The 12,231-nt window shown below is 42.7% G+C and carries 11 protein-coding genes, 2 tRNA genes and 1 pseudogene; 6 read left to right on the top strand and 8 right to left on the bottom strand.

Going from position 1 to position 12,231, the window contains the following annotated elements:
• Positions 1–43 precede the first annotated feature (43 nt).
• Positions 44–967: a LysR substrate-binding domain-containing protein gene (locus F946_RS01410; protein WP_004978181.1), complete on the bottom strand. Its 924-nt coding sequence runs from the start codon at positions 965–967 to the stop codon at positions 44–46.
• A 127-nt stretch (positions 968–1,094) separates the two neighbouring features.
• On the bottom strand, positions 1,095–1,721 hold the full coding sequence (gene ycaC / locus F946_RS01405; protein ID WP_004691629.1) for an isochorismate family cysteine hydrolase YcaC: 627 nt from the start codon (positions 1,719–1,721) through the stop codon (positions 1,095–1,097).
• A 332-nt stretch (positions 1,722–2,053) separates the two neighbouring features.
• Between ycaC and F946_RS01400 the strand changes: the two genes are divergently transcribed.
• The 3 genes from F946_RS01400 to F946_RS01390 all read left to right on the top strand — a co-directional run bounded on the left by F946_RS01400 (position 2,054) and on the right by F946_RS01390 (position 5,481).
• Positions 2,054–2,935, top strand: a complete 882-nt coding sequence (locus F946_RS01400; RefSeq protein ID WP_004978180.1) for a pirin family protein — start codon at positions 2,054–2,056, stop codon at positions 2,933–2,935.
• Between the two features lie 413 nt (positions 2,936–3,348).
• The gene (locus F946_RS01395) at positions 3,349–4,647 is read left to right on the top strand and encodes an FAD-dependent oxidoreductase (protein WP_004978178.1); all 1,299 of its coding nucleotides are present in this window, start codon (positions 3,349–3,351) and stop codon (positions 4,645–4,647) included.
• A gap of 3 nt (positions 4,648–4,650) precedes the next feature.
• Complete coding sequence (locus F946_RS01390; protein ID WP_004978174.1) at positions 4,651–5,481, top strand: SAM-dependent methyltransferase; 831 nt, start codon at positions 4,651–4,653, stop codon at positions 5,479–5,481.
• Between the two features lie 67 nt (positions 5,482–5,548).
• Here F946_RS01390 and F946_RS01385 read toward each other — a convergent pair.
• The 3 genes from F946_RS01385 to F946_RS01375 all read right to left on the bottom strand — a co-directional run bounded on the left by F946_RS01385 (position 5,549) and on the right by F946_RS01375 (position 6,435).
• A tRNA-Thr gene (locus F946_RS01385) sits at positions 5,549–5,624 on the bottom strand.
• A gap of 178 nt (positions 5,625–5,802) precedes the next feature.
• Positions 5,803–6,030, bottom strand: a complete 228-nt coding sequence (locus F946_RS01380) for a hypothetical protein (protein WP_004691623.1) — start codon at positions 6,028–6,030, stop codon at positions 5,803–5,805.
• Positions 6,031–6,344: 314 nt separating this feature from the next.
• Positions 6,345–6,435: transfer RNA gene (locus F946_RS01375), tRNA-Ser, on the bottom strand.
• Positions 6,436–6,556: 121 nt separating this feature from the next.
• On the opposite strand from F946_RS01375, the gene F946_RS01370 reads away from it, so the two are divergent.
• Positions 6,557–8,434, top strand: a complete 1,878-nt coding sequence (locus F946_RS01370) for a potassium transporter Kup (protein WP_004978173.1) — start codon at positions 6,557–6,559, stop codon at positions 8,432–8,434.
• A gap of 62 nt (positions 8,435–8,496) precedes the next feature.
• Here the strand turns inward: F946_RS01370 and F946_RS01365 are convergent, their stop codons facing one another.
• A complete protein-coding gene (locus tag F946_RS01365) occupies positions 8,497–9,105 on the bottom strand; it encodes a hypothetical protein (RefSeq protein ID WP_004978168.1) in 609 nt (202 codons plus the stop codon).
• Between the two features lie 257 nt (positions 9,106–9,362).
• On the opposite strand from F946_RS01365, the gene F946_RS01360 reads away from it, so the two are divergent.
• On the top strand, positions 9,363–10,451 hold the full coding sequence (locus F946_RS01360; protein ID WP_035326292.1) for a DNA/RNA non-specific endonuclease: 1,089 nt from the start codon (positions 9,363–9,365) through the stop codon (positions 10,449–10,451).
• Between the two features lie 76 nt (positions 10,452–10,527).
• Positions 10,528–10,773, top strand: a complete 246-nt coding sequence (locus F946_RS01355; protein ID WP_004978163.1) for a hypothetical protein — start codon at positions 10,528–10,530, stop codon at positions 10,771–10,773.
• Positions 10,774–10,864: 91 nt separating this feature from the next.
• On the opposite strand, the pseudogene F946_RS01350 reads toward F946_RS01355, so the two are convergent.
• Positions 10,865–11,038, bottom strand: a pseudogene (locus F946_RS01350) (aquaporin); the annotation flags it as partial.
• 131 nt (positions 11,039–11,169) lie between these two features.
• Positions 11,170–12,171, bottom strand: coding sequence for an AraC family transcriptional regulator (locus F946_RS01345; RefSeq protein ID WP_004978159.1), 1,002 nt, complete (start codon positions 12,169–12,171; stop codon positions 11,170–11,172).
• Positions 12,172–12,231: the final 60 nt, after the last annotated feature.

The following is a 12,231-nucleotide window of genomic DNA, read 5'->3' as shown; positions in this document are numbered from 1 at the left end:
CAGCCCAAGTGGCTGATTTTTTTATGCAGGGTTCTTTTAGCTTTTACAGATGGTAACCCTTGCTGGTGCTGGCAAAGTCTCTTAAACCCTGAATCAAATGCTCAATCAGTTTCTCCATGACCAAACGTTGTCCTTTACGTGAAGCATAGACTAACTGTACGGTTCCAATATTGGAACACCAGTCGGGCAAAATGTGAACTAGGCGACCTGAAGCAATATCTGCCTCTACCGTTAAGTAAGGCAGGTTGGCAATGCCGAGTCCATCCAGAGCCGAGTAATACACGCCTGCGACATCATTACTTTTGACCCGTGGTTCTAAAGGAATCACGATCTGTTCATTACTCTGGGTATGATGCAATAACCATTGATAATCGGACTTTTGTACCCCCAGTGCGAGTGTTGGAAAATCATTCAGCTCGGTAGCAAATTGAATTTCACGGCCTTGTAGCAGATCAGGGCTGGCCACCAAACAATGCGTGGTTTTGACCACATCACGGACCACAATACTCGAGTCTTCATTGGCACTAAAATTGGTCCGAATGGCAAGATCAATGTCATCATGCAAGACATCGACACGACGGCTGGTCAGCTCCATTTCCACTTGGACTTTGGGATATTGTTTTAAAAAATGATTGAGTAAACTTCGCACTTGATAGCGCATCATCACAAAAGGACAGCTGATCTTGATTAAACCTTGCGGTTCACTTTTCTGTTTCAGTAAAACATTGTGTGCACTTTCGACTTGCTGAATGATTTGACGACATTCTTCAAACAGCTCTTGTCCCAAGGGGGTGACTTTAAAATGTCGTGTTGAACGCTGAATCAGGGTCACGTTGTACTTGGCTTCAAGGTCTAAAATACGGCGACTAAGCTTAGACTTGGTGATGTTCGAGGCATCACTTGCTGCACTGAAACCGCCGTGTTTGACCACAAGATAAAAATAATAATAGTCGTCAAATGAATGCATGATGGGTTCAAGCCTGTATTGATTTGTGACCGAAGGCAGTCTGTGATGGATGATCTGATACTGTATCATCGCTAACGATTGCGCACGACAAAAAAGCGATCCGAAGATCGCTTTTGCTCAGGTTGAATTATTTCTGCGCTGTATTTTTGCTATAGCTTTGAATCAGGTTTTTATAGTCTGGAATATGCGCTGCAAAGAGTGAACCGAGGCCTTCAATATCATTACGCCAGTCGCGGTGTAATTCGCAAGCTGCACCAAACCATGACATTAGCTGTGCGCCTGCCTGAGACATGCGATCCCATGCTGCATCACGGGTGATGGGGTTAAAGGTTCCCGATGCATCAGTAATCACAAAGACATCAAACTCTTCTTCCAGTGCCGACAGTGCAGGGAAGGCCACACAGACTTCAGTTACTACACCCGCAATAATCAATTGTTTTTTACCTGTGGCTTTTACGGCTTGAACAAAGTCTTCATTGTCCCATGCATTGATTTGCCCTGGGCGTGCAATATAGGGTGCATCGGGGAACATTTCGACCAACTCAGGGACCAAAGGACCGTTTGGACCCTCTTCAAAACTGGTGGTCAGAATGGTGGGAAGATTAAAATATTTCGCGGCAGCAGCCAGTGCGAGTACGTTATTTTTAAATTTGTCAGGGTCAATGTCACGGACCAGTGAAAGTAGACCCGCTTGGTGGTCAACCAAAAGAACCGCTGCATTATCTTTATCTAAACGAATATAAGGTTTCGCCATTTTTCTGTCCTCGTTGTGATTATCAGTCGAGTCTCAGGGCAATCAGTAAGAAGGTTAGTGCCTTGAGCTTGAACATCATCATAGGTAGGAAAATGAGACAATAAAATAAGCCAAACGAGATGCTTAATCTTAAAAATAGGAAAATTTGAGCAAAAATATGCCATAAAGATAAAGAAAGGCTTTGTTTTTAAATTGGTTTTTATGTGGGTGATACGATTTTAACGAGATTGTCCTATTCGTGTGATTGTGTGTACTAGCGCAGTGCTATAAGACGGATGAGGAAAGGGGTAGTATAGATTGCATATTCATCCTATCGATATAGGAGTTCCAAGATGAAAAAAGTAATTGGTGTTTATCGTAATCAAGACATGCATTGGGTTGGTGATGGTTTTCCTGTCAAAAACCTCTTTTCATATGACCGCTTAGGACAAGCGATTAGCCCGTTTCTACTTTTGGACTATGCAGCACCTTACAAATTTGATCCAACCACATCGCAACGTGGTGTGGGTTCACACCCGCATCGTGGTTTTGAAACGGTTACCATCGCCTATAGTGGTGAAGTGACGCACAAAGACTCTAGCGGCGGCGGTGGTACCATCAATACCGGCGATGTACAGTGGATGACTGCGGGTTCAGGTGTGGTACATGAAGAGTTTCATTCTCCAGCCTTTGCTGAGCATGGTGGTCTGTTTGAAATGGTGCAACTTTGGGTGAATTTGCCAGCCAAAGACAAAATGACCACACCACGTTATCAAGCCTTGACTGTGGCGGATATCCCACGTATTGAAATGGATGATAATGCTGGACATCTCCGCGTGATTGCGGGTGAGTTTGGTGGTCATCATGGCCCTGCTCAAACGTATAGTCCCGTCAATGTTTGGGATGGTGAATTAAAAGCAGAGTACGAAACTTTTATCCATGTACCCGTCACGCATAACACGATTGTGGTGGTGCTCAGTGGTGAAGTGCTGATTAATGGCACGCAAAAAGTGGTGGATAGTTCCATTGTGATGTTCGCTCAAGATGGCGAAGCTGCAATTCAACTACAAGCGCTGCAAGACACTAAGTTTTTGGTGTTGACCGGTGAACCCCTGAATGAACCGATTCAAGGTTATGGTCCATTTGTGATGAATAGCAAAGCGGAAATTGTGCAAGCCTTTGATGATTTTAATCGTGGCAAGTTTGGTGAAATCCCTGTTGCTGTGGTGGACTAAAATCTTGTCGCTAAAAAGAAGAAATCCCTACTCGGTCAAAGGTAGGGATTTTTTAGGCGCTGTAGTCTTCTTGTTTTGCATAGTTGGTCATGGATTATTGTGTGATGTATTTATCGTTTTTATGCGAGGCGCATCTTAGCGCCTTTTCGCCAGTTTGTAAAACAGATGTTATAAAAATAGTTAATTTATATACCTTGTTTTTAAACAACTTATATTTTTATTTGAAATAAAATGTATAAAAAACGCGTGCTTATTTGAGTGATTTTTACTGTAATGAAATGTAATTTAAGCAGATATCGTCCTATCGGTGCGGCACATGAAAAAATGTGATTCTGGTATTTTTTAATAGCCCTATTTTTTCGACATTGGGTCATAATTTCAGTCAATATAAGTCAGACTGACGGATCATAATTTTGGATATTGCAGTTATTGGTAGCGGCATGGCCGGTCTTGCTACCGCAAGAATTCTAAAGGATGCTGGGCATAATATTACTATTTTCGAAGCACTGACTGGGCGAGGGATGGATAGCCACAGTACAGAGTTTGAAGGTGGTCTGATTGATGCTCCGTTACGTGTCATGAACCCACACTTATGGAAAAACACCTTAAGTCTTGCGACTTATTTAGGCATCAAAACGTATCCAGTACGCACCTACATGGCGTGTAGTTGGTTGTTTGAAGACCGTACAGAAACATGGTTAACTACTACGCGTAGCCGCATTGGCAATTTCCCAATTATTAATAACCGTAAAGGCCTACAGCAGTATGGATGGCGCTTGGTTAAAGGTATGTTGCAGCTTAAAACCGCGATTGCTAAATTTTTCAAATCTAAAGATCAAGACATTACCTTGGCTGAATTTATCAACCAGCATGACATTGAAGAAGTGTTTTGGCATGGCGCAGTGATGCCTGTGCTCTACACCATCTGTACCTGTAATCCAAAAACCATCGGCGAATGGCCAGCGAAACCGCTATTGATCTTTTTACGTCAGTTGACGGATGGCGATGCTTTATTGCGTATACAAGGGGGAACACCTGCCTTGGTCGATAAATTGATTGAAAACATCAATATCCAAAGCGGATCGGCTATTAGCAAAGTCACTGAACAAGGTGACAAGGTTTTGGTTGAAAATAATAAGGGCGAACAGCAATTGTTTGACCGTGTGGTAGTGGCAACGCCAACTACAAAAATTGAAGAGTTTTTAGATCCTGTTCAGTTTGCAGATGATATTGCGCTGTTAAAACAGTTCCGTTTTGAGCAAGGTCAGTTGGTGATCCATACTGATCCTTCCGTGATGCCGCCTAAGCGTAAAGACTGGTCGGTGCTGAGCTATATGATGGACCGTAAGTTTACCCGTCAACAGTTCACGGTTTGGCTCAATTCAGTCGAACCAAGTCTGGTTGGTAAAAATGCTGTGTTCCAAACGTGGCAGCCTGTGACCGAGATTGATCCGAAAAAAGTGATTTCAACTGTAACTTTGACCCGTGCGGTGGTGGACTCGCAAACTGTGGCTTTGAATAAAGAGTTACAACAACGCCATAAGAGTGCTAACCGAAAAGTCTTCTTCTGTGGTTCATGGTCGTGCGATGGTCTGCCTATTTTAGAGTCTGCCGTCACTTCAGCAATGCATATTGCAGAAATTTTCGGTGCACCATTGCCGTTTGTTGGATTAAAACCTAAAGTTGAGGTTGCCCCACAACTCGGCTACTAAAGCATGAAATGGCTCCAAACCTTACAGCGACATTTGCCCAAACATAAATATGCAATTGATGCAAAACAATTGGGAGACCACGCGGTATTGGCTTGGAGCAATCTTGGCTATTGGGATGATGCAAGGTCATCCTATCCTGAGGCTTGCCAAACACTGGCAATACACCTTGCTGATCGATTACAGCTAAAATCAAATGACCGTGTTTTAGACTTGGGTTGTGGGCAGGGCGCGAGTCTATTGCTGTGGCAGCAGCATTACCATGTTCAGCAACTTTGTGCGGTTGAGTTGCAAACCGAATGTGTTCAGCGTATACAACAGACTTTAAATTCAAAGATACACATCATTCAAACGTCATTTTTAAATTTAAATTCAAAGCTATTTTCAGCACCTTTTGATGTGGTGTTTTGCCTCGATGCCGCTTATCACGGTGATTTAAATTCATTTCTAAGATCAATCCATTCTGTTTTAAATTTAAAAGGGCGTATCGGTTTTCACTATCTGATGTTGAGTGATGCATTTTTGAATTTAAATCGTTTTGAGAAGCTTCAACTGAAAATGCTGTTAAAAGCAGCCAATGTTCATTTGGAACATCTTCAGTTAGAAGAGAATTTGCAGCATTCGATAGAAGCGCAAGGCTATCAGCAGGTTACTATTGAAGATTTATCAGATGTAGTTTTGGCGGGGTTTTCTCGTTATTATCATGTGCATTTAGTCCAACAGGCCGCTCAAAATTTGGATTACTTCAAAATTAAAATGACGGCTAAGCTCTGTCAAAAATTATTTGAACAGGGCATCGTGCGCTATGTTCAAATTACAGCAGTTAAAGACATTTAAAATGAAATAAAAAACCAAAGGGCCAGAAACAACAAAGCCTCACTAAAAAGCGAGGCTAAGTATAAAATGGTGCCGGCACACGGATTCGAACTGTGGACCTACTGATTACAAGTCAGTTGCTCTACCAACTGAGCTATGCCGGCAACGTGGTGAGAATAATAGCGGATTTTCTTGAAAACGCAAGCCAAAAAGTGAGCGATTGAAATGCACATGATTGTTTGTGCAAACTTCACCCACCAAAGGGTGGGTGAAAGCTAAGAATAAAATTTGGGGGCTGTGATGAAACTGTTTTTTAAATAAGGTGAAGTGAAAACATGGAACTTATTTGCTCCTTAAAATTTGATCGAGGTCTTGGGCACATTCTTCCAACGTAAAAGCCATGTCGAGTTGCATTTGAGGTTTGAGTTCATTGGCCAGCGTTCTCCATTGTTCAATCAGACGAATTGCTTTTTGAATTTTATGTTTATTGACATCCTTTGCAAGGGTTGGGGTATAACCGCCTCGTTTAGCGTTTTTAATTTGTTTGACATAATTGGTGCTGTTATTCATTCTGACTCCCGAATAGCAGTTTTATTGGTCAATTTAGTGTTTCGCTAGTTATATACCGCAAATGAATTGTGCTTCATAAACATTGCATCTAGATGATCATTGATGATTTATTTTAACCTCCCTTAGAAATTGTTTTAGCTCAAGTTTGAATCAGGTTCAAGCGTTTATTTTTGAATAAATATTTCACTTTGTGGTGCAAATGATTCTGTTTTGTGAAGAGTCGTTTTTATGAAGCAGACTTTGTGCCAAGTCTAAATAAGAATGTTCAGCATAAAAAAAAGACCTTAATCTTTCGATTAAGGTCTTTAAAATTTTGGCGGTGAAAGAGGGATTCGAACCCTCGAAACGCTATAAACGTTTACACACTTTCCAGGCGTGCTCCTTCAGCCACTCGGACACTTCACCATGGCGGAGGATAATATCGAAAAACATAGCCATCGACAAGGTGAAACAATTGAATTCGAGCAAAAGTTTTAGCTCAATGATATGATTCGCAAAAATAGTGTCGATAATTGAAGACAAGCTTATGCAAAGTACTGCAAAAAAAGCCGCCTTGCCTGCGATGACCTTGGCAGCATTAGGGGTCGTGTTTGGGGATATTGGAACCAGTCCACTCTATGCATTGAAAGAGTCCTTCCACGCTGCACATGGCTTGGGCATCACCCCTGCAAACGTATTGGGTATTTTGTCCATTATCTTCTGGACCATGACCATGGTCATTACCATTAAATATTCTGCAATTGTAATGCGTGCAGATAACAATGGTGAAGGCGGGATCATGGCATTGCTTGCACTGAACTTGCGCAATACCAATTTTAGCCATCGGAAAAAATTACTGTTAATTTCGATTGGCTTTATTGGGGCTTCACTATTTTTTGGGGATGGGATCATCACCCCAGCCATTTCAGTCTTGTCTGCCGTAGAAGGCTTATCCATCGCAACCGATGCACTTGACCCTTATATTGTGCCGATTGCAATTAGTATCGTCACTGCTGTATTTGTCATGCAAAAGTATGGGACAGCCTTTGTCGGTAAGTTCTTTGGCCCGCTGACCTTATTGTGGTTCTTCTCTCTCGGTCTTCTTGGGATTTCGAGCATTATTCAAACGCCTTTGGTTTTGGGCATGCTGAGCCCACATTGGGCATTTCAGTTTATCGTGACCAACCCTTTAATGGCCTTTTTCATTATGGGTGCGGTAGTGTTGACCGTCACAGGTGGCGAAGCCCTGTACGCAGATATGGGACATTTTGGTCCTGTGCCGATTCGTTTGGCTTGGTTTATTGTGGTTTTGCCATGTTTACTGCTTAATTATGCAGGACAAGGTGCATTGCTGCTGCGTGATCCGACTGCGATTGAAAATCCATTTTACCTGTTGGTGCCAGAGTGGGGCTTGTACCCAATGATCTTCTTGGCCACTATGGCCGCAGTTATTGCTTCACAGGCGGTAATTTCAGGCGTCTTCTCTTTAGCGCGTCAGGCCATTCAATTGGGTTATTTACCACGTTTAAATGTGAAGCATACTTCAGATTCGGAACAGGGGCAGATTTATGTACCATTACTGAACTGGATATTGTTGGCATCGATTATTGTCTTAATTTTAATCTTCCAAACCAGCTCACAGCTTTCGCATGCCTATGGTCTAGCGGTCACCATGACCATGCTATGTGACACCTTATTGATTGCGGTATTTATTCGTTATACATGGAAATGGAGCATGCCAAAATTGGTGCTGCTAATTATTCCATTCCTTGTTTTAGATTTGGTCTTAGTGAGCGCGACCTCACTTAAAGTATTATCGGGCGGTTGGGTTCCATTGCTGATTGGCGGTATTGCATTCATGTTATTAATGACATGGAAACAAGGTCGCGAGTTAACTTTTGCCAAGCTTCAGCAAGATACATTGCCACTCGATTTATTTGTACAAAGTATTGGTGAACAAGCCAATTGGGTTGAAGGCGAAGCAGTCTTTTTAACAGGGACACCGACTGTTGTGCCACATGCCATGTTGCACAATATGAAGCACAATAAAGTACTGCATCAAAAGAACATTATTCTCACCGTTAAAATTCAAGATGTTCCTTATGTGGAAGAGTCCAATCGCTTCCATGTCGAAACCATGAATCAGCATTTTTATCGTCTTGAATTGTACTATGGCTTTAAAGATGAAATGAACATTCCACAAGCGCTTGAAGCGGTGTATCAAGCGATTGATCTGGAATATAACTTAATGCAGATCAGCTTCTTTGTATCGCGTGAACGGATTATCAGTACCGTGGGTGATGGTATGGCGCCGTGGCGTGAAAAGCTCTTTATCTCAATGCAAAGGAATACCAGTCCTGTGAGCGACTTTTATCAGATTCCACCAAACCGTGTGGTTGAGCTCGGTAGTCAGATCGAGATTTAAAACCTCAATAAAAAAACCAGCGCATATGCTGGTTTTTTTTGGAGGATAAATCAGCTGAAGTCTTAGTTCATTGGGTCATTTACAGGTGCTTCAGGCATCGCTTGGGCAGGCTGTTCTGCTGAAGCGTCAGGAAGTGCCTGTGCAGGGGCATCAGGTGATGGTAGTGAATCAGGCTCAACCGCATTGACAGGTGCTTCTGCTGATGAATCTAATTGAGGTGCAGCAGCAGGGGCAGCATTCATGTCTGCATTTGCCGTGGGTGCGACAGCATCACTTAACGCCGCTTCAGCTTGTTGTGCTGAGAGTTCCGCATTTGGTACCAGCGGATGTTGCTCTGTTGGAGTCGCAGCGACGTCTTGTTGCGCTGTGGTATCAGGTGCGGCCTGTTGAACAGGAGCTTCACTCTGTGGTGCGATTGGCATCACTGCTTGGTCATTGGGTATACCTTGGCCCGCTGGGCTGATAGCTGCTGCATTTGGATCAAGCAATTTAATTTGCCCTGAGCTTACGAGTTCTTGAATAGAACCCGGTTGACCATTAACAGTAGTCGTGACTTTGGCTTGAGAGAGACTTTCTAAGGTGTCACCCGGTTGGATAGGGGGCTCGGCGAAGGCTGAAGCACTTATCACTGTGCCGATTAAACCAAGAGAAGCTAAAATCTTAGAATGCATAAGAACTCCGTAAATTGCATGTATTATTTCGTTCGATTCATTTTTACCTTGGCATATTTTTTGAAGCGACAGCAATCAAAGATACGCAATCGCATCACGTTGCCGTAGAAAAACTCTACAAAAAAGACATTTTGTTACATGCAAAATCATCTAAATATGGCGTTTTGTTTAATTGTTATGCGAATAGAACTCGAGCGATATACTTCGTATACGCTGATTGTTAAGCTCGTGAAAAACCGATGTTTATTGTAGTTGTGATGGCGAAGAAGAAAAGTAGTTCAGGTAAGTCAGTCTTTAACATGTTTAATCAAAATGGCCTGAAAGTGATTTTAGGATTGGTGGCAACGGGAAGTTTTGCAATTGCCTTTGGTCAAGAAAAAATTCAGCAATACGTGTCTTTAAGCCCAAGCTCAAATTCAGCCTGTTTAGAACAATTTTATCGGGAAATTCCACCTTATTTACTTAAAGAAAGTTTAAGTAAACACAGCTATGCACTGTGCTTTAACGGTTTTAATGTGATGTATTCGGGCGTTTCGAAAACCCCCCTATGGGTTGCAGAGGCTCTGACGCCACAGCGCCTGAGCCAAAAAATTCCACGTGAAGATAGTTTTCACGAAGAAAATAATGTTGCAACCGAACATCGAGCGACATTGTCGGACTACCGTGGTTCAGGCTATGACCGTGGACATATGGCACCGAATGCTGATATGCCCAACAAAGCCGCACAATTCGACAGTTTTTCTTTGGCCAACATGGTGCCACAGGCCCCTAAAAATAATCAGCAAGTGTGGCGTGAATTGGAAGAAGCCACACGGGCGCTTGTGACCAAGCAAAAGCTGGATGTTTTTGTGGTAACTGGGCCTGTATTTCAGGGCAAAAAGCTCAAGACCATTGGTCAGGGAGTGATTGTTCCGAGTGCGGTTTACAAAGCGGTCTATATGCCAAAAACAGGTGCAATCGGCGCTTATTACGCACCGAATGATAATTCACAGCAGGTAAGAATTGTCAGTGTCTGCTATTTGGAAGAGCAGCTGGGTGTGAATTTATTTCCGCAACTGACAGAAGAGCAAAAACGTAATACCTATAAACTACCGTTGACAGCAACGGCGGTAAAAGCCAATAGTGCAATTCAATACTCACATTGGGATGCGGAAAGTCAGTGTGCAGAAGAGGTTTCATCCGAGCAGCTCAAAGCCTTACAAAAAAACTTTAAATCGGGCTCTACTCAGTCGAGTAGTGGTAGCACAGTCAAAACAGGCACGGGTATTGATGCGGCGGATCAAGATGCGATTGTGAAACAATTGGTCGACGCCTTATTGCAATATATTTTGCAGCTGTTACGTTAAAGTTCTATGCAGTTGGATGTATAGACCTTCGACTGCAGTGCCCAATGCCTGAAAAACAAACAAGAGTAAAAATAAAATGTTTAAACCTTTTGTACAAGGTAACGAGTCCCATGCCATTCATGATTTGACCCTTGAAAATGACACGGACTGCGTTAGTATTTATGGCAATTTACAACTCACCAAAGACCAAGCTGGCCTAGCTGCGGCCAAAGCATTGCAGGCGTATCTGAATGCCATTGTGCAACAGCTTGAAAGTGAAGCTCAGCTTCCTGAGAAAATTGAACATCCGCAGTTGGGTGAAATTGACAATCCTTTTTTATAATATAGGCCTATCTATGTTCCATGTGGAACAATAGGAAAAGCCCACAGATTGTGGGCTTTGTTATTAATGGGGAGAGAAAAAATTAATCCTCGCCAGAGATATGTCTAAGTGCAAAGGCACCCGTTAAAACGGTTAAATCAAAGGCAAGAGCAACGCCAAGAAAGCCGATGCGCAACTCAGGAAAAGCAGGTGCAAAAATGGCACTGCCACAGCCTCCGAAGACCAACCAAAACGTTCCGATGAATTCAGCAAGATATTTATTCATAATGCGCTTTTTGTAGTTATTGATGTTTTATTCGCGTAGAACTTTATATTTAACGAGAAATGCTCATTTTTTTAATAAATTTAACAAAAAAAACATGACATCCTGATGACGTGGATCAAACAGATCAGATTTTAGTGAAAATGCTGGATACGCCACTGCTGAGGTGTGACTTGGGTCCAGTGTTTAAAGGCACGTTGAAAAGCACTTTGTTCAGAGTAACTCAGCAACAGTGCAATTTCCTGTAAGCTGAGGTGTGGATCTCTTAAGTATTGCTCCGCCAAGATGCGTCGGACTTCTTGCATCCGCTGTTGGTAGGTCGTGCCTTGTTGTTGTAAGTAACGTTGCAGTTGTCGGACTGAAAAATTTAGTTGCCCAGCAATATGTTCAATTTGATATTGGTTTTTTTGTAGTCCCGTTAAAATCGCATGCTGTAAGCGCTGGTCGATGTGGGTGGAGTTGGGAAGTTTTTCCAGCAATGCTTCGGCTTGTTGTAAGAGCAGCTTTTGCAGGGTTTGATCACCTTGCTGAAAGGGCATGGATAATTCGCTTAGGGGAATCATCATCATAGGTCGGCTTTGAGAGAAGCGAACTTTACAATTAAAGTACTGCTCATACAGTGCCGTATTTTTCGGGGCAGGGTGAGTAAAATGAACCTCGCTGAGCTGGATGTAATCATGGGCGACAAAGTGCTTCATAAACTGAATGATCAGCGCCATTGCCACTTCATTGCTGAGTTGGGTGGTCAGTTCAATCGGCATCTCTACCCAACCAAAGCACAGATTTTCACCTTCAACTGCCACATACAGTGAACTGCCATCATAAATGAGACGGTGAAAGTCATGATAACGGGTGAGCGCTTCGCCTAAATTTTCGCAGGACAGTGCAATATAGCCCAAAATGCCTAAATGTTTGGGCTGTACATACTTTGCAATCTCGAGTCCGAGCGCAGGGATGTGCAGATGGCTGTCAAGATCATTCAGTAACTCTAACCACAGGGCATAATCAAAACGTTCTAAGTTCTGTGCTTTTTCAAGCTGTTCAGAAATTGGGTAACCCACGGCTTGGCAATAGGCATAGAGTAAATGCCCCAGTCCACCGTAGACAGAACCTGTGTAGTCTTTGAAATGTTGCATTTATTGGCTCTATTGTTCTTGTCGTGATTTGTCAATGAATTTGAATACTAGGGTCAATAT

Origin of the sequence: Acinetobacter johnsonii ANC 3681, assembly GCF_000368805.1 — a bacterium.
Lineage (GTDB): Bacteria > Pseudomonadota > Gammaproteobacteria > Pseudomonadales > Moraxellaceae > Acinetobacter > Acinetobacter johnsonii.
This window is presented reverse-complemented; position numbering and strand designations above follow the sequence as displayed.